General features: G+C 60.7%; 16 protein-coding genes and 1 tRNA gene. 5 read left to right on the top strand and 12 right to left on the bottom strand.

Going from position 1 to position 17,937, the window contains the following annotated elements; all coding sequences use genetic code 11:
* Nucleotides 1-20: 20 nt before the first annotated feature.
* A complete protein-coding gene (locus FIV35_RS00355; RefSeq protein ID WP_034095418.1) occupies nt 21-359 on the top strand; it encodes a hypothetical protein in 339 nt (112 codons plus the stop codon).
* A gap of 47 nt (nt 360-406) precedes the next feature.
* Here FIV35_RS00355 and lapD read toward each other — a convergent pair whose 3' ends face one another.
* Together lapD and lapG are read right to left on the bottom strand one after the other, a co-directional pair.
* Nucleotides 407-2,353, bottom strand: a complete 1,947-nt coding sequence (gene lapD / locus FIV35_RS00360; protein WP_034136518.1) for a cyclic di-GMP receptor LapD — start codon at nt 2,351-2,353, stop codon at nt 407-409.
* 11 nt (nt 2,354-2,364) lie between these two features.
* The gene (lapG, locus tag FIV35_RS00365) at nt 2,365-3,057 is read right to left on the bottom strand and encodes a cysteine protease LapG (RefSeq protein ID WP_034095420.1); all 693 of its coding nucleotides are present in this window, start codon (nt 3,055-3,057) and stop codon (nt 2,365-2,367) included.
* A 290-nt stretch (nt 3,058-3,347) separates the two neighbouring features.
* On the opposite strand from lapG, the gene bcsQ reads away from it, so the two are divergent.
* Nucleotides 3,348-4,307, top strand: coding sequence for a cellulose biosynthesis protein BcsQ (bcsQ, locus tag FIV35_RS00370; RefSeq protein WP_034136519.1), 960 nt, complete (start codon nt 3,348-3,350; stop codon nt 4,305-4,307).
* Nucleotides 4,308-4,546: 239 nt separating this feature from the next.
* Here bcsQ and FIV35_RS00375 read toward each other — a convergent pair whose 3' ends face one another.
* The 5 genes from FIV35_RS00375 to FIV35_RS00395 form a co-directional block, all read right to left on the bottom strand.
* Nucleotides 4,547-5,734: a methyltransferase gene (locus FIV35_RS00375; RefSeq protein WP_034136520.1), complete on the bottom strand. Its 1,188-nt coding sequence runs from the start codon at nt 5,732-5,734 to the stop codon at nt 4,547-4,549.
* Nucleotides 5,715-6,404, bottom strand: a complete 690-nt coding sequence (locus tag FIV35_RS00380) for an ABC transporter permease (RefSeq protein ID WP_034095706.1) — start codon at nt 6,402-6,404, stop codon at nt 5,715-5,717. Before FIV35_RS00380 ends, FIV35_RS00375 begins: the two co-directional genes overlap by 20 nt.
* Before the next feature lie 38 nt (nt 6,405-6,442).
* Nucleotides 6,443-7,138, bottom strand: coding sequence for an ABC transporter permease (locus tag FIV35_RS00385; RefSeq protein ID WP_034136521.1), 696 nt, complete (start codon nt 7,136-7,138; stop codon nt 6,443-6,445).
* Between the two features lie 71 nt (nt 7,139-7,209).
* Nucleotides 7,210-7,971 (bottom strand): ABC transporter substrate-binding protein, encoded by a 762-nt coding sequence (locus tag FIV35_RS00390; RefSeq protein ID WP_034136522.1) that lies wholly within the window; start codon nt 7,969-7,971, stop codon nt 7,210-7,212.
* 13 nt (nt 7,972-7,984) lie between these two features.
* Entirely contained in the window at nt 7,985-8,758 is a 774-nt protein-coding gene (locus FIV35_RS00395) for an ABC transporter ATP-binding protein (protein ID WP_034095425.1), read from the bottom strand.
* Between the two features lie 552 nt (nt 8,759-9,310).
* Between FIV35_RS00395 and gabP the strand changes: the two genes are divergently transcribed.
* Nucleotides 9,311-10,702, top strand: a complete 1,392-nt coding sequence (gabP, locus tag FIV35_RS00400) for a GABA permease (RefSeq protein ID WP_034136523.1) — start codon at nt 9,311-9,313, stop codon at nt 10,700-10,702.
* Between the two features lie 45 nt (nt 10,703-10,747).
* Here gabP and FIV35_RS00405 read toward each other — a convergent pair whose 3' ends face one another.
* The gene (locus FIV35_RS00405) at nt 10,748-11,161 is read right to left on the bottom strand and encodes a hypothetical protein (protein WP_034136524.1); all 414 of its coding nucleotides are present in this window, start codon (nt 11,159-11,161) and stop codon (nt 10,748-10,750) included.
* A gap of 176 nt (nt 11,162-11,337) precedes the next feature.
* On the opposite strand from FIV35_RS00405, the gene FIV35_RS00410 reads away from it, so the two are divergent.
* Nucleotides 11,338-12,303, top strand: coding sequence for an arsenic resistance protein (locus tag FIV35_RS00410; RefSeq protein WP_034136525.1), 966 nt, complete (start codon nt 11,338-11,340; stop codon nt 12,301-12,303).
* Nucleotides 12,304-12,390: 87 nt separating this feature from the next.
* Nucleotides 12,391-13,998, top strand: coding sequence for an ArnT family glycosyltransferase (locus FIV35_RS00415; protein WP_034136526.1), 1,608 nt, complete (start codon nt 12,391-12,393; stop codon nt 13,996-13,998).
* A 166-nt stretch (nt 13,999-14,164) separates the two neighbouring features.
* Here FIV35_RS00415 and FIV35_RS00420 read toward each other — a convergent pair.
* The 4 genes from FIV35_RS00420 to FIV35_RS00435 form a co-directional block, all read right to left on the bottom strand.
* Nucleotides 14,165-14,240, bottom strand: a tRNA-Phe gene (locus tag FIV35_RS00420).
* 103 nt (nt 14,241-14,343) lie between these two features.
* Nucleotides 14,344-14,616: an oxidative damage protection protein gene (locus FIV35_RS00425; RefSeq protein WP_034095430.1), complete on the bottom strand. Its 273-nt coding sequence runs from the start codon at nt 14,614-14,616 to the stop codon at nt 14,344-14,346.
* Entirely contained in the window at nt 14,613-15,680 is a 1,068-nt protein-coding gene (gene mutY, locus FIV35_RS00430; RefSeq protein WP_034136527.1) for an A/G-specific adenine glycosylase, read from the bottom strand. Before mutY ends, FIV35_RS00425 begins: the two co-directional genes overlap by 4 nt.
* Nucleotides 15,677-17,896, bottom strand: a complete 2,220-nt coding sequence (locus FIV35_RS00435) for an AsmA family protein (protein ID WP_034136528.1) — start codon at nt 17,894-17,896, stop codon at nt 15,677-15,679. Before FIV35_RS00435 ends, mutY begins: the two co-directional genes overlap by 4 nt.
* Between the last annotated feature and the right edge of the window lie 41 nt (nt 17,897-17,937).

Below are 17,937 nucleotides of genomic sequence, written 5' to 3' on the forward strand. Positions count from 1 at the left end.
TTTTTATTGGGAGAACGTTGATGTTCTACGTGCAACGCGATCAAAACAACGCTTTGATCCGTGTCGAGGCGCAGGCCTATGCCGAGGCCACCGAGACGCTACCGGCCGACCATCATGAGATACAGGCGTGGTTTGCCGACGATGTGGTCGACAACAGCCTCAAGCAGCTCAAGCAAAGTGACTTTGAGATGATTCGGGTGCTGGACGACTTGATCCAGGTGTTGATCACCAAGAACGTCATGAGCATCACGGACTTGCCGCCCGCCGCGCAGGCCAAGTTCCTCGAACGTACCCAGGCCCGGGCAGCATTGGGCGGGTTGAGCGAGCTGATCAATGACGATGAAACCGGCTTGATCTGAGCCGCGCACCTCCTTCACGGCGTGGCCGTCAAGGAGGCTTCGACGGTCTATTTCCAGGGCGCCGGTTCGCCGACCAGTTGGCCTTGCACCCCTTCAATCCCCATTTCGCGAATCACCTGTAGCTCACCCTCGGTTTCCACACGTTCGGCAATCAACGGCAAATCGATGCTGTGGGCGGCGCGCTGGATGGCTTCGATAAAAAAGCGCTTGTGGCTTTCCTGGTCGATGGCACGGATGTAGCTGCCGTCGATTTTCAGGTACGCCAGGCCCAGGTTCGCCAGGTTGCCGATCATGCTGAAACGCCCGCCGAAACGCTGCAGGCCAAGGCTGAAGCCCAGGCTGCGCAAGCGTCGGGTCAGGCGCTCCAGCTGCGACTGCTCGGGCACTTGTTCTTCACCGATTTCCAGGGTCAGGCGCGGCCCCAGGGCGGGGTTTTGAGCCAGGCGCTCGAAGACGCGCTCCAGTGCCTGTGGGTCGTTCAGGGTAGCGGCCGACAGGTTCAACGCCACCGATGGGCTGTGCTGGGTCAAGTGCTTGATCACCAGATCAACCATCAATTGGTCGAGGCGTGCGGTCCAGCCGAAGCGCTCCAGCCACGGTAGGAAGTGGCCGGCCGCGATGGTCTGGCCCTGCGGGTCGAGCAAGCGTGACAACACTTTGTAATGCAGGACCTGTTGGGTATTGCTGCTGCTCACCACCGGCTGGAAAAACAACCGGAAGCGCCCTTGGGTCAGGGCCTCGTCGAGCAAGGTGTGCCAGCTGTGGTGATCGTCGCTGACGGTGCCTTGGGTCTGGTGTTCCAGGCACACCCAAGTCTGGCCTGTACCGGCTTCGGCCTGGGCCAGTGCCTGGTCGGCCAGCATTAGCAGGTCTGCCGAGGCATCGCCCGGTTTGTAAGGTGCCAGCCCGATGTAAGCCACGATCGGCATATCGGTGGCTCCCGTTTCGTAGAGGCTTTGCAGGGTGCTTTCCAGGACCTGGGCCAGCTGCAGCGCTTCATCGCGCACCAGCCCCGGGGCGAGCACCGCGAACTCGCCGCCGCGGCTGCGGGTGATCAGGTTCTGGGTTTCCGGGTACTTGGCGCAGGTGCGCACCAGTTGCTGGCTGACGGCCTGCAGCAGTTGGTCAGTGCGTTGCCCGCCCAGGCGTTGGTTGAGGCCGCTCAGGTCGTTGACCCGCAACATCAGCAGGTAACCCGAACTGGCTTCCTCAAGGTTGCTGACGCGCGATTGCAGCTGCATCTCAAAATAACGACGGTTGGCCAGGCCCGTGAGGCTGTCCTGGTAGGACTCCACCCGCAGCTTCTCGCTGCGCTCGGTCTGTTCATGGAACAGCGCCTTGAGCTTCTCCACCATCTGATTCATCGCCTGCACCACCCGGCGCAGCTCAGGGGTACGGGGCAGATCGGGCAGGCTCAGGAATTCACGGCGGGCGATGGCATGGGACTGCTCGACCATATAATCCAGCGGCTTCAATTGACGCCGTAGCAACAGCGCGCCCAGTACCGCGCTCACGGCGCCGCAGAGCAGCAGCCAGCCCAGGCTGCCCAATGCGCTCTGCCACAGCTTGGCCAGGGCAAACATTGGATGGCTGACCACCTCGACCCGCGCCGCCTGCTGCCAGCCACGGCTGACGATCGCATCGCCGCCGGCCGGCGCCAGGCCGATCATCTTCACGAACCACGCCGGGACGCTGCTGGCGTCCGGCTCGGCGGCGCGCTCTACCAGTACTTGGTTGTTGCTCAGGTCCACCACGCGGATGCTGGCGTAGTAGCCGCTGTCGAAGATCGAACTGACCATCAGCTCGGTCATCGCCGGGTCATCGATGTTCGGCGTCAACGACAGCGCCAGCGCAGTGGCCGCGTCCTGAGCGTGGGAGCGCAATTGGTTGACGTACTGGGTACGCGAGCTTTCCAGGCTGACGAAGAAGCTACCGCTGAACGCGACCACCAGGAACACGCAGATAGCGATCAGCAATTGTTTGAACAGTGACATCGTAGCTCCTGTTAATTATCCGAACCGGTCGGAAACCCTTCAGCGGTCATTTTCTTCAACACATCCTGCCAACGCGACAGACGCTTGGTATCGCCGACTTTTTTGTTGCCCGTCGCACCGGTCAGCCACAGCCCTTCGCCGTTGAAGGCGTAAACCGGCAGCAGGTCCGGCCGTTGGCTGGCGGGCAGAATCGGGTCCATCAGGCTGTCCAGTACCAAGGGCATGGCCTCGGGGCTTGAATAGTAGGTCAGCACCATATGTGCACGATTCTGGCGCAGAGCCTTGACGTAGGTTATGCGCAGCTTCTCGGCCGGTACGCCCAAATGACGCAGGCTGAAGTATTTGGCGATGGCGTAGTCTTCGCAGTCGCCGGCGCCTTTCCACAAGGACTGAATGGGCGTCGCCCAATAATCCACCTCGTGCCACAGGTCGATATCTTCTTCGTAATGCAGCTGACGATTGAAGAACAAGTTAACCACTTTGAGTTGTTCGCTCTCGCTGACCTGCTTTTGTGTGGCCAGTAGCTGTTGCCAGGCATCAATGCGCTGTCGACCGGGACCGAGGGGGCCGTAGAGTGCTTCGGCCTTACGGCTGATCTGGCTGAAATCCCAATCGGCAAGTAAATCGCCCAGCAGTCCACCGCCCAGCACCACCGCGATGGCGAGGCCGTAGAGGAACCGAGGGAATTTAAAGCGTATCGCCACTGCGCTTATCCAAAACGTACAGCCTGGAAGTTGCCGCAATGGTGCGGGGATGGCCGGTAAAAAACAATGGCACGATGAAATCACCGCCTATCAAATGACGGTATTTTTCGTCAGTAAATTGGCAGTTTTCCGCTCGTCTGAAAGGGTGGTGAATTTTTGATCAAAATAATGACACTCCATCGGGGCTGACACAGAATGCAGCCAATAAACACGCCAATAAGAACACGTACGGGAAGCCTTGATGGGCCGACCTTCCACGTCTTCCGATGGCGTTGCGAAGGAGCCCGGCCATGAGCCGTACCGATGATCTATTTGCCCTGTTCGGCAACAGCGTTTCCCGTGACCCGAAGGGCAAAAACGCTCGTTTACATTTTTTCGGCAGCATTCCATTTGATGATGGCACTCGGGTAAACCGTGAGGATGGTTCGCTCGTTCATCCTCATGGGGCTCACGGCAATCAAGCCTGCGCGCATGCCGCTCCCGCCTCGCTGCGCGCCACCGTGGTGGCTGTGGTTTCGATCAACGGCGGCGTGGGCCGTAGCACGCTGGTCACGGCCTTGAGCAGCGGGTTGCAACGCTTGGGCGAGTCGGTGGTGGCCGTGGATCTGGACCCCCAGAATGCGCTGCGCCAGCACTTCGGCGTCGATCATCAGCGCCCCGGCGTGGGGCGCAGCAGTTTGCTCAACGCGCCGTGGGCCGGCGCCTTGCAAACGGGGTTCGCCGGTTCCCAGGTGATCCCATTCGGCGACACCGACAGCCGCCAGAAGGAGGGCCTGCAACGCTGGCTTACGCGCGAGCCCACTTGGTTGGCCGAGCACCTGTCGGTCATGGGGCTGAGCGAAGCTCACACGGTGATCATCGATACCCCCGCGGGTAACAACGTTTATCTGCATCAAGCCCTGAACGTGGCCGATATTGTGTTGGTCATCGCTCAACCTAACGCCGCCTGCCTCGGCACCCAGGACCAGTTGGACGCACTGCTGGCGCCCTACCTTGAGCGTGCGCGCCCGCCCCGTTGCCACTTCGTGATCAATCAAGTAGATGACCAATCGGCGTTTAACCGGGAAATGCTGGAAGCCTTTACGCTGCGTCGCCAGGCTGACGCGTTGGCGGTCGTACATGACGACGCGCTGATCAGCCAAGCCCTGGCGTTTGCCACCGACCCGCTGGATAACGTGGCGTCCAGCCAGGCAGGTGCGGATATCAATGAGCTTTGCCGGCTATTGATTGCGCGTAAAAGAACCGCGTAAAGCGCGGTTTAGAGGCTAATCGTCAGAGGCTTATGCACAATCGGTTGGATGCGCCATTAAGAAACACTCTTTTTGTGGAGCGGTTCTCATCTGGGCTTAACTGCCTGTTTTACGTGCACTTTATTTTGTGAACAAAAAATGAACAGCTCGGGTTTTGGCCTGCGAGCCAGATGATTAAAGGCTTTGTAAAGAAACCATCAACAGAGTTATCCACAGGCTGCGCTGCGTCAATTTGCCTCTTAATCGCGCTCGGCAAGCACCATCAAGTTGCGCGGCGTCAGTGCGGCGTCGCAGAAGCTGCCCAGTTCAACGCGGTAGCCTTGTTCGGTCAGAAACAGCGCACGATCCAGCACCAGCCATATCTCCAGCGGTCGCCGAAACAGACCACGCACCAGTTCCAGGTTTCTCACCTCGGCCAAGCGAGCCCAGCCTTGGGCCTCCAGCGCGGCCCAATCCTGCTCGCCTGTGGATAAACCTTTCAGGTTTGCCAACGCTCGGCAGTAGTCGGCGAAAGGTACGCTCAACCACGCAGTGGGCAGTGAAGGGGTGGGCAGATACTCGTCGCAACCCCGTAGCTGCCGTTGCAGTTGATCGAAGCCCAGACGGCGGGCCATGGATGTGTCCCGCTGCTGGCGTACGCGTTTGCCCGCAGTGACGGTTTCGCTGAGCGGCAGGCCGAGGTCTTCGATTGACAGTCGCAACGTTGAAGCGCGGCCTGCCTCGGACAGTGGTTGGTACGCCGGTGCGCTGATGCGGTTGTAACAGCAGGGCGCCAGGGCCAGCTGTTTGCAGCCTTGCGCACTGGCCAGTTGCAGCAGGCGCACATGCAGGTCACCGCAGGCGTGCAGGGCGACGGGGGTGTGTTCGGCGCAGAGGGTGAGGTCCGCCATGACGTCTTGCAGGCGATGGGCCGCGGCCAAGCCATGGTGGTCGCTCAGGGCCTGGCCTGCGGCGATCAGTGCCGGGTCGTATTCGAGGCAGGTCAGCTGTTGCCCGGTTTGCAGCAGCCGGCGGCCCAGGTGGCCCTTGCCGGCACACCAATCCAGCCAGTGCGTGGGGGCTTGCGCAAACGACAGGGCGGCGCCGAAGGCTTCGATTTGCTGCCACTTGCGGCCCGGCACATCGATATTCAAGCGATGGCGCGCGAGCGGCAGGGGCTGCGTCGGCAACTTATCCACAGTGCTGAGCTGGCGCGCCTGTGCGGCAAGTTGTGCAAAAGGCGCGGGCGCCGGGAGATCATAGGGGGCGTTGTGGCTGGCTTCGGCGTCATCCAGCGAGCGCTGGCGCAACCAGTGTGCCAGCTCTGGATGTCGTGATTCCCAGGCCAGTTGGCGATGGGTAAAGGGCCGTGGTTTCCACAGCCCTTGGTGCTCGATCAGGAAGGCATCCAGTGCCTGGAAGTGCGCCTTAACGTCCCTGGCAGGCATCGACGCGCAGCCAGCGTTCCAGCAGTTTGAAGCCGCGCACCAGGATGTAGGCCATCAACAGGTAGAACAGGCCTGCAGCGAAGAAGATCTCCACCGGCAGGTAGGTTCGGGCAATGATGGTTCGCGCCATGCCGGTCAGTTCCAGCAGGGTCACCGTACTCGCCAGGGCGCTGGCTTTGAGCATCAGGATCACTTCGTTGCTGTACGCCGGCAAGCCGATGCGCGAGGCGCGGGGCAGGACGATATAGAACAACGTCTTGGGCTTGGACATGCCCAGGGCGCGGGCGGCTTCGATTTCGCCCGGTGGGATGGCCTGGATCGCCCCGCGCAGGATCTCCGCGATATAGGCGGCGGTGTGCAGGGTCATGGTGGCGGTGGCGCACCAGAACGGATCGCGCAGGTATGGCCACATAAAGCTGCTGCGCACCGCGTCGAACTGCGCCAAGCCGTAGTAAACCAGGAACAACTGCACCAGCAGCGGCGTGCCACGGAAGAAGAAAATATAGGCATAGGGCAGGGCGCTCACGTACCAGCGGCGCGACGAGCGGGCGATGCCCAGCGGGATTGCCAGCAGCAGCCCGGCAATGACTGCAATGGCCACCAGTTCCAGGGTGAGGATGGCGCCCTGGGCCAGTTTGGGCAGCCACTTGATGATCACGGCCCAGTTCAGGCCCAGGTCGAAATGCGCCAGCCAGCTGTAGTCGCCGCTCATTGGGTGCTCCTCGCAAAGCCGCGGGCGGCGCGTTTTTCCAGGAAGTGCAGGGTGGTCATCGCCAGGACGGTGAGACCCAGGTACATGAACGCCGCAACCATAAAGAAGGTGAACGGTTGTTTGGTCACCGTGACGCCGATCTGCGCGTGGCGCATGATTTCTTCCAGGCCGATCACCGACACCAGCGCGGTGTCTTTCATCAGGATCATAAACAGGTTGCCCAGGCCCGGCAGGGCGATGCGCCACATCTGCGGCATGATCAGGCGGGTGAAGATCCGAAACTTCGAAAGCCCCAGTGCCACGCCCGCTTCGCGGTGGCCTTTGGGAATGGCGAGGATCGCGCCGCGGAATACTTCCGTGGCGTAGGCGCCGAAGCACAGGCCCAGGGCAATGACCCCGGCGGCAAAGGCGCTGAGAGACAGGTCGGGGTTACCGAAAAACTCACCCAGGGCACGCATCATGTTGACCGTGCCGAAGTAAATCAGCAGTACCCACAGCAGTTCCGGGATACCACGGACCACGGTGGAGTAAGCACCGCCAAGCCATTGCAGCGGCTTGTACGGGGATGTTTTGGCCAGGGCGCCGGCCAGGCCGAGCAGCAGCCCCAGGCACAGGGCCGTGAGGGCCAGTTTGACGGTCATCAGCGCGCCGGCGGCGAGCGCGGGGCCGAATCCGTAAAGGTCGAAATTCATGGTTTAGTCGTTTCGCAAGGTAAAGCTCAGGACCGACGCGCTCGGGGGAGCGCGCCGGGCAGGCGTTCAGGTCATTCGATGCTGAACGGGAAGTACTTGTCGTTGATTTTCTTGTAGGTGCCGTCAGCCTTGATCTCTGCCAGGGCTTTGTTCAGGCGCTCGCGCAGTGGGTCGCCTTTGCGTACGGCGATACCGATCTTGTCGCTTTCCACGACAGGCTCACCTTTGAATTCAAAGTTGGAGCCGTCTTTGCTTTTGAGCCACTCATACTGCACGTACTTATCCGCCAGAATGCCATCGACACGCCCGGAGATCAGGTCGAGGTAGGCGTTTTCCTGAGTGTCATAAAGGCTGATTTTGACGTTGTAGTCATCTTCCATATTGCGGTTGTCCAGCCAGGTGCCAGCGAGTGTTGCGCGTTGGGCACCGATGGTCTTGCCGCTGAGATAAGCCTTGTCTGTCTTGAAGTCGGTGGTCTTGGGCGCGATGAACTGCAGCTTGTTGGAGTAGTACGGATCGGTGAAGTCGACGGCCTGCTTGCGTTCGTCGGTGATCGACAGCGAGGACACCAGGAAGTCGAATTTCTTGGCGTTCAGGGCCGGGATGATGCCGTCCCAGTCGGACGTCACCACTTCGCACTCGACTTTCATCTTGGCGCACAGCGCGTCGCCGATGTCTTTGTCGAAGCCGACCACTTGGCCACTGGCGTCTTTATTGTTGAACGGCGGGTAGGCCGCTTCGATCCCCATTTTCAATTTTTCGGCGGCAACGGCCGAGGCGCTGAACGCCATCGTGACGGCGGCGGCCAAAAGGAACTTTTTATAGTTCTGCATGCATGTTGCTCCGTTAGCGGTTGCTGGACATGAATTGTTTGCAGCGCGCCGAAAGCGGGTTTTCAAATACCTGCTGTGGCGATCCTTGCTCCTCGATCAGGCCTTGGTGAAGGAACACCACCTCACTGGACACCTGACGGGCAAAGCCCATTTCGTGGGTGACCAGCAGCATGGTGCGACCTTCTTCGGCCAGCGCGCGGATCACACTAAGTACTTCCTGAACCATTTCCGGGTCAAGGGCGGAAGTGGGCTCGTCGAACAGGATGACTTTGGGCTGCATCGCCAGGGTGCGGGCGATGGCGGCGCGTTGTTGCTGGCCGCCGGACAATTGTGCCGGGTAGGCGTGGCGCTTATCGGCGATGCCGACCTTGGCCAGCAGCGCTTCGGCCACTTCGATGGCTTCGGCCTTGCTCTGGCCCAGCACACGGCGGGGCGCCTCGATGATGTTGTCGAGGATGCTCATGTGCGGCCACAGATTAAAGTTTTGAAACACAAAACCGATTTCGCTGCGCAGGCGGTTGATCTGCTTGCCGTCGGCGGCCATCAGCTCGCCGTTCTTCGCGGCTTTGAGTTTGAGTTCTTCACCCGCCACCAGGATCTGGCCCTGATGAGGGTTCTCCAGCAGGTTGATGCAGCGCAGGAAAGTCGACTTGCCGGAACCGGAGGAACCCAGGATCGAGATCACATCGCCGTCGCGAGCGGTCAGCGAGATACCTTTGAGCACCTCCAGCTCACCATAACGTTTATGCAAGTTGCGGATTTCAAGCGCGGGCGTGGCCTCGGCCATGGGGGGTCCTCATTGTGTTCTGCGTGCCTGCTGTTGGGCCGCCTTCCTGGCGAGGCGCCAAGCTAGCATAGCGTCCGGATGGCAGCCAACAGCGCGGCGGGCGGTAAGCGGGCGGCATGCGGCAGGGTGTCGCATCGGCACAGCGACGTGTCGCGCCGTCAACAACCGAACAAGCGTTTGAACCCGGAAAGCCGCAGGCTTCGCGTCAAAAAGGGCGCGATGGTGCCAGCTTTGGCCAGGTGTTGGAAGGGTTAAACGGGCAAACGGTCGCTATCGGCGCTTTTATGGGGCGTTACTTATTTTGTGTGTGTGTTTTTGGTGCGCGTATCGGCCTGAATAGTGAGTCGCACGGTAACGCTATAGCGGAATGCCATTGTTCTCAATGACTTGCGTGCGCTGTGGAAAAGTCCTACAGCCCGCGTCAATCGCGGCTCTGTAACATTTTGGCGCAAATCTTGCGTAAAAAATAAAGAACGCCCTGTTGGTTTCTTTTCACGAGGAGGATCCCAGGTCGGGCGGACCGTTTTCGCAATTCCTCGCAAAGGTGTGTCAATGAGTAGTACGCAAAGCTCCAATGACCTCGAACAGGGGCTCAAACCGCGTCACGTCACCATGCTGTCGATTGCCGGTGTTATCGGCGCCGGTCTGTTTGTCGGCTCCGGCCATGCGATCGCTGCTGCCGGCCCTGCGGTGCTGCTGGCTTATGCCGCTGCGGGTACGTTGGTGGTGCTGGTGATGCGCATGCTGGCCGAAATGGCGGTGGCTTCACCGGATACCGGTTCGTTCTCCACTTACGCCGACCGTGCGATTGGCCACTGGGCCGGCTTTACCATCGGCTGGCTGTACTGGTGGTTCTGGGTGCTGGTGATTCCATTGGAAGCCAACGCGGCCGCCACTATCCTGCATGCCTGGTTCCCCGATGTGGCGATCTGGGTGTTCACGCTGGTGATCACACTGCTGCTGACCGCCACCAACCTGTTCAGTGTGAAGAACTACGGCGAGTTCGAGTTCTGGTTCGCGCTGATCAAAGTTGTGGCCATCGTTGGGTTTGTGATCCTCGGCCTGGCGGCGATTTTCGGTTTCCTGCCGACCAGTCAGGTCAGCGGCGTTTCGCACCTGTTCGACACCCAAGGCTTTATGCCGAACGGCATGGGCGCAGTGTTGGCTGCGATCCTGACCACCATGTTCTCGTTTATGGGCACCGAAATCGTCACCATCGCCGCGGCCGAGTCGAAGAACCCAGGCCAGCAGATCACCAAGGCCACCAATTCGGTGATCTGGCGTATCGGCTTGTTCTACCTGTTGTCGATTTTCATCGTCGTCTCCCTGGTGCCATGGAATGATCCGACCCTGGCGGCGGTAGGTTCCTACCAGACCGTGCTGGAACGCATGGGCATTCCGAATGCCAAGCTGATCGTCGACCTGGTGGTCCTGGTGGCCGTGACCAGCTGCTTGAACTCGGCGCTGTACACCGCGTCGCGCATGCTGTTTTCCCTCGGGCGTCGCGGCGATGCCCCGGCTGTGTCCAAGCGCACCAACAAAAGCGGCACGCCTTACTGGGCGGTGATGCTGTCCACTGGCGCAGCGTTCCTGGCGGTGTTCGCCAACTACGTGGCCCCGGCGGCAGTGTTCGAATTCCTGCTGGCCAGCTCCGGTGCAATCGCACTGCTGGTGTATCTGGTGATCGCGGTGTCGCAACTGCGCATGCGTCAGAAACGCACGGCGGCGGGCGAGAAGATTGTCTTCAAGATGTGGCTGTTCCCCGGCCTGACCTACGCGGTGATGGTGTTCATCGTGGGGACGTTGACCATCATGCTGTTCCAGGAAGCGCATCGCGTGGAGATCATCGCGACGGGCATCCTGAGCCTGCTGGTAGTGGCGGCGGGGTTGATGGTGTCGAGCCGGCGCAAGGCTCAGAGAGTAGGGGCGGCGGTGCTTAACTGACCGCCATTCCAATGTTGGGAGGGGACAGGCCCCTCCCATTTTTTGTCAGTCTTGCGAGTTGGTAAGGGCTTGGGAGGCGGCAACGTAGTCCGCTTGAAACTGCGGCGATTCGATCCACGCCAATGCGGCGGCTTCATCGTCGCTGTCCGTGGCCCACTGCCGATATTCGATCAGTGCCGCCAGGATAAAGTCGGTAGCCTCTTCTTCGCCTTCCTGCTCAAGTACCAGCGCGAGCAGCGGGTGGGCCAGGAATGCGGCGCACAGCGCTTGCTGACTGATCTCGCCGGCAACGCGCATCTCCACGAACAGCTCTGTTAAATCCACCGACTCCAAATCGATACGGCTGTCATCGCCGGCGAACGCATCCGGCTTAGTCGCGACCGCGCGCTGGGCGCGGTTCTGCTTGGCCTTGGCCTTGGCCCGGTGGGCACGTTTTTGCTGCTTGTTCGGCGAGGCCATGGGCTCACGTCCTTGGGGTCAGGATCTGGGTTGGGTATTGAAGCGCAGGTTGGCGCAAATCCCAAGGGTATCCGCCATTAATTGGCTGACATGTTCTCGCCGTTCCAGCCGCTCGCCTGGTAATCACGCCAGTAGATGCTTAGGCTTGCGCTTTTGCGTTCCACCAGGGCGTTTCCATGACCCGCGACACCCTCGAACATCACCAGATCCCTATCTACTTCATCACCGTCCTCCTGGCTGTCGGCTTCGGCCTGCTTGCGCCTTCGTGGGGGCACGGCCTGGGTGTGTGGATCACACCGGCCATCGCGGTGCTGATGTACGCGATGTTCCTGCAAATTCCGTTTCTGGACCTGCGCGAAGGCTTGAGCCACAAGCGCTTTATGGCGGCCTTGCTGCTGGCTAATTTCATCCTGGTGCCCTTGCTGGCGTGGGGGCTGACCCTTGGCTTGGCGGAGCGTCCGGCGCTGCTGGTGGGGGCGTTGCTGGTGTTGCTGACGCCGTGCATCGATTACGTGGTGGTGTTTACCCATATCGGTAAAGGCGATTCACGCTTGATGCTCGCGGCGACGCCGGTGCTGCTGTTGCTGCAGTTGCTGCTGTTGCCGCTGTACTTGGGGCTGATGCTGGGGGCGCAATCCGGTGTGGTGATTGGCGCGCAGCCGTTTGTGCAGGCATTTGTGCTGCTGATTGTGGTGCCGATGTTGGCGGCGGTGGCGACCACGTTTGTGGCGCGCAGGTCGGCAGCCGTCGGCGCTTGGAACGCGGCTTGGGCCTGGCTGCCGGTGCCGGCGATGGCGCTGGTGCTATTTGTGGTGATCGGTTCGCAGATCACGTCGGTAGTGCGCGATTTCAGCCTGTTGCTGCCGGTCATTCCGGCCTATGTAGGTTTCCTGTTGCTGGCGCCGCTGACGGGCGCCTTGGCCGCGCGGCTGTTCGCGCTGCCGAGTGCGCCCGCGCGGGCGGTGACGTTCAGCGCGTCGACGCGCAATTCGCTGGTGGTGCTGCCGCTGGCGTTGGCATTGCCCGAGGAGATGCGTGGGCTGGCCGCGACGGCGGTCATCCTGCAAACCCTGGTGGAGCTGGTCGGCGAATTGATCTACGTACGCCTGGTGCCCGCACTGGTATGGCGTGGCGGGCGCTGAAGGGTGAAATATTGAGGGTTGTTCAGGCGCTATTCAGCAGGGCGACCGGCACCATAGGTCGGCGCTTTCTACCTGACAGGTCAAACGATGGACCACCGCAACCGCTTTCGCCTGGAGTCCCTGGGCATTTTTCTGTTCGCCCTGATGCTGTTTACGCTGGGCATCTGGGACCAGCAGCCACAGGGATTTGACGGGCGCTGGGCGCTGTTCCTGCAAGAAATGTATCGCCACGGCGCCAGTCTTTTTCCTACGACGTACGGCCAGCCTTACGCGGACTATCCTGGCACCGCGACCTTCTTCAGTTACCTGTTTGCCCGTCTGTTCGGCGCGCCCAATCACTTGGCCAACGTACTGCCCACGGCGCTGGCTTCCGCCGGTATCGTAGCGCTGATGTATCGCTTGCTGGCCCCTACGAGTCGTCAGTGGGGGCTGCTCAGTGTGCTGCTGACATTGCTTACCACTCAATTGCTCGAAAAGTCCCGTTCGGTATGTCTGGATCAGATGGTGGCGTTGCTGTGTGTAGGTAGTTTCTATCTGCTGCACACGGGGGAGCGCTTGGGTTCACGATTCAGGCAACTGGCGGTCTTCCCGCTATTCGTGCTGGGCTTTGCGATACGCGGGCCGCTGGGGTTGATCGAGGTCTGCGGTGTGGTGTGCGTGTATTGGGCGTTGGGCAAACCGGGCGAGCGGGTCAGGCAGGTGCTCGTCCATGGGGTCATCGGATTGATACTGCTGGCGATGTGCTGGTGGCTGCTGATGAAGCTCGCACGCTTGAGTGGGGGCGATGGGTTTGCCGCCGAGGTATTCAGGATGCAGGTGGGTGGGCGCCTGGATGAGAGCGGCGAGCCGTTCTATTTTTATTTTCAGCTGAGTTTGTACCGCTACTTCCCCGTGGTGCCCCTGGCGCTGGCAACGTTGTTTGCGTTGCGTCATCGCTGGTCTGCGCGATGGGCGAATGATGATATGCAGCTCGTGGTGCGATTGGGCGCCTGCGGTTTGATGATCCTGCTCGGGTTGTCGGTGCCGCACTTCAAGCGGGCGTATTACATCCTGCCGATGGTACCGATGTTCGCCGCTGTCGCCGCCTACGGGCTACTCCAGGCGCAAGGCTGGCTGATCGGTGTGCGCCGCTGCTATGAGGTGCTTGTCGCGGCGCTGCCGACCTTGTGTGTGGTTGTGGTGTTTGTGTGTCGACACACATGGCAGAAGCACGGCTACTGGCCAGACGTCTCATTGCCGTTGCTGATCGGCGCGCTGCTGGTGCTGCAAGTGGTCGCGCTGATCAGCTGGCGTCGGCCGCTGCGCCTGGTATGGCTCAGTCTGATTGCGTTGCTGGGGCAATGGTTACTGCTGGTGAGCGTGGTGGAGCCGGCTAAAGATCTGCAATTCGATACACGCCATTTTGTCGGCCAGGTCGAGGCGTTGCGTGCCGCGCGTCCGGGGCCGTTGGTGTTCGTCAATCTAGGGCGGGACACCTGGGCGGTGCGCTACATGATGAACCTGGATCACGATGAAGAGCCGCTGTTTGTCGGTCGTGATCAAGTGCAGCGCCTGGCCACGTTACCGCGTCCGGCCTGGGTGATCGTCGCGCGCAAGGAAACCGCGCTGTTGAAGCAAACACCGTTGGAGCATCTGGCTCCGGCGTTCAATGGGCGGTTGAATGACAATCCGCTGATGGTGTTTTTGCTGGAGTGAGGTGAGTTTTTTGTCTCGCGGGAAAGCCTCGAAGGAGTGGGGCTAATGGAACGGTTCGTTGCTTCGAACAGGCCTGGGGGCGTCAAATCCCAGGCAATAAAAAACCCGCACTAGGCGGGTTTCTTATGTGTTTCAGATGATATGTGCACCACCTGAAACTAATGAGTGGTGCCCAGAGACGGAATCGAACCGCCGACACGGGGATTTTCAATCCCCTGCTCTACCGACTGAGCTATCTGGGCAACGGGGCGCATTAAACGGGTTTTTCAGGGGGTCGTCAAGCAAGTTTTCAAAAAATATTTAATTATTACCGTCGCTTACGTTCCGACCCCGGTTTTTGATCAGTTATTGAGCAGGTGGTACGTAGCCTTCGGCCTTGGCGTAATCCTCGCCGGAAAAGAACTTATCCATTTCGCCTTGCAGGTATTTGCGGTCTTCGGCGTTCATCATGTTCAGGCGTTTTTCGTTGATCAGCAGGGTCTGGTGTTTCTGCCAATCGGCCCAGGCCTTGGCGGAGACGTTTTCGTAGATGTCCTGGCCCTTGGCGCCCGGATAAGGAGGGCGTTCCAGGGCGGGCAATTGTTCTTTGTACTTGCGGCACATTACGGTGCGGGTCATGACGACTCTCCTGCGTTCAATACATCGGCCGCGCGTTTGAGCAGTTTTTTCACCGGGGCGGCGAGGCCCAGGCGCGGCGGGGTGGCGAGGTTATACCAGAGCCAGTCGGCCTCGGCCACGTGATGGGCGGATTCCTGCACTTGGACCAACCAGGGTTCGATGGCCAGTTGGAAGTGGCTGAAGGTGTGGATCAGCCCCGGCAGTTCCTGTTGCGTGCCCAGCTCAAGGGCATGCTGGTGGGCGAGGTGTTCCAGATCTTGCAGCTCGTCCAGTTCCGGAAGGCTCCACAGGCCGCCCCACAGGCCGGTGGACGGGCGACGGTAAAGCAGAATCGCGCCCTCGGCATTGGCCAGCATCGGCATCAACGTACGCTTCTGCGGAATGCTCTTGCGTGGCTTCGGGATCGGGTAGCGCGTCTCCAGGCCAAGCATGTGCGCTTCGCAGCTTTTTTCCAGCGGGCACAACAGGCAGCTGGGTTTGCTGCGGGTGCAGAGGGTAGCGCCCATGTCCATCATGGCCTGGGTGTAGGCGTTGACCCGGTCTTGGGGCGTGAAGCGTTCGGCGGTGGCCCACAGTTGCTTGGCCACCTTGGGTTCGCCTGGGTAGCCCTCTTGCGCGGTAAACCGTGCCAGCACGCGCTTGACGTTGCCGTCGAGGATCGGTGCACGCAGGCCCATGCTCAGGCTGGCGATCGCTCCGGCGGTGGACAGGCCGATGCCGGGTAGCTCGGTGAGTTTTTCCACGCTCCGCGGAAACTCGCCGCCGTACTCGGCGACCACGATTTTCGCGGTTTTTTGCAGGTTGCGTGCGCGGGTGTAGTAACCCAGGCCGGTCCACAGGTGCAGCACCTCGTCTTCCGGTGCGGCGGCCAGGGCTTCGACCGTTGGCAGGGACGCCATGAACCGGTCGAAGTAATTGAGCACGGTGCTCACTTGGGTCTGCTGCAACATGATCTCCGAGACCCACACCCGGTAGGGCGTGATGCCCTGTTGCCAGGGCAGGTCATGGCGACCGTGGCGGTCGTACCAATCCAGCACCGCCGTTGAAAACTGCTCGTCTCTCATCGTTTGAACAGGCCTTTGAGCGCGTCTTTGAGTTGCGGGTTGACCTTGTCGAGTTTCTCTTCGAGCTTCTCGTTGAGACGGTTGCCGGCGGCCTTGATAGCGACCTGACCGAGGCCGTCCTTGTCCAGGCGACAGGCCTTGGCGCCCAGCTCCAGCGGGCCACGGCAGCGCAGCGGTATTTCGATGCCCTGGAAGTTGGCACCCACCTCGCAGGCCGGGTCCGGCACTTCGCGCTGGTCGCCTTCGACAATGATGCCCACGCGGTAGTCCATGCCCAGTACCCGCAGGTCAACATCGCCGTTGCCATTGACCGTCAGGCCCGGGATGCGCACTTTCAGGTCCGGATTGTTGGCCACGCCATTACGGAAGGTCAGGTTGCCTTTGAGTTCCTGGAAAGGCGTGTCCTTGCCGCGTTGTTCGCCGCTCAAGGTTTTGCGATTGAGCAAGGCGATGCCGGTGCACAGTTGTTGCTCAAGGTTGGCGTTGAGCAGCACACCGTTGTTGATCACAAAGCTGGCGGTACCGTTGAGGCTGTCGATCAGAGCTTTCTGGCTGTTGCCGCGACCGGTGAGGTTGCTGTCGAGCGTCACCTGGCCTTTGACCGGCGGCGTTTGCCCCTGGGCTTGCAGGATGCGTTCGACAGGCACTTGCTTGATGCGGCTTTGCAGCGCCAGTACCGGAATGTCCTGGCGTACATCCAGATTGCCGTTGGCCTGGAAGGAGCCGTTATAAAGCCCGCCACTCAAGGTTTCGAGCTTGAGCTGGCCATCGATGCCAGATGCTTTGAGCACTGCATTCTGGATCGGCAGCTTGCTCAGGGTCAGTTGGCCGAAGGCGAGGTCGGCATTGACGTCGAGGGTGCGCAGGCGCGTCAGCGGCAGCAGTTTGTCGGTGCTCCAGGCGCCTTTGGTCGGAGCCTCCGGCAGTGGTGTGGTGCCGCCGGCGGCCATCGCGCCGGCTTCGCTGTTCTGGACTTCGGCCTGGCGTGCGGCGCTGGCGCCTTTGGCGGATTCGGATTTGGCCGGCAGGTAATTGTCGGCGTTGAAGGTGTCGCCCTTGAGTTGGACACGCAGCGACTGCTTGGCGAAGTCGTCCACGGCGACGCGACCGGTGAAGGTGCTGCCGTCGAGTTTCAGGTTCAGGTCTTCCAAGGCCAGGCTGGTGGGCGTGCCCTTGAGGCGGCTGACCAGTTCGACTTTGCTCAGGCTGCCTTCGGCCATCGGCGGCAGCGGGTTGCCCACGCTGTCGAGGAACTTGGCCAGGTCAAACTGAGCGATCGACAACGCGCCGCTGAGCTGTGGAGTCTTATCTAGGTCGTTGACTTTCAATTCGCCCAGCGCGCGCAGCTGGTTGGCCGACAGTTTCAAATTGGTCCATTCGGCGATGTTGGCCGCTTGATCCACCAGCAGTTGGCCTTGGGTGGAGAAGGTCACGGTCTTGCCTTGCAGCGGTTCGCCGGTGGCTTCGCCGCTGATACGCATGTCTTCGAACTGGTAGCGCTTGAGGGCGCGCTGGATGCGCAGGTTGCCCGTCAGTTCGGTCTTGAGACGCATCACTGGCTGGTTGCTGCCGAAGAATGCGGTGAGCTTGACCGGGATGCTGGCGCCTTCATGAATGGCGCCGGCGCTCAACTGGATGCTTTCGGCGCTGAACTGCTTGCCGGTCTGCTCGTCGTTGTATTCGACCCGGGCGTTGTTGATGGTCAGGCTGTCGATGTCCAGGCGGATGGGTTGGGCCGGTTTTTCCGGTTTGACCTCAGCAGGTGGCTGCGCCGGCGTGGGCGCACTGGCGGTAGCCTCGGCGGGGTCGGGGACGTTCTTGCCGATGTCTTCCCAGTTGCCGTGGCCTTGCTTGTTGCGGTTCAGGCGCAGGTTCAAGCCCTCGACGCGCACGTCGCTCATCTGTACTTCGCGGCGCAGCAGCGGCAGCACGCGCACCGACAGGCCAAGCATCTGCAGGTCGGCGAACGGTTGGGTCGGGTTGGTCAGGGTCGCCACGCTGGCTTCGTGCAGTTCCAGGCCAAGCCAGGGGAACAGGCTCCAGCCGATGTCGCCATTGAGCGTCAGCTCGATGTGGGCCTTGTCGCGGGCAATCTGGCGAATCTCTTCTTTGTAGTCGTTGGGATCGAAGAGGTGGGTCAGGGCAAAGCCGAGAGCCACAATGATCAGCAACAGCCCGAGAAGTACCAGACCCAGGATTTTGCCGAACGCTTTCATGGGCGAGTCCTTGTATGTCGATTTCAAAAATAAGCCGAAGA

Origin of the sequence: Pseudomonas rhodesiae (assembly GCF_007858255.1) — a bacterium.
GTDB classification, from domain to species: domain Bacteria; phylum Pseudomonadota; class Gammaproteobacteria; order Pseudomonadales; family Pseudomonadaceae; genus Aquipseudomonas; species Aquipseudomonas rhodesiae.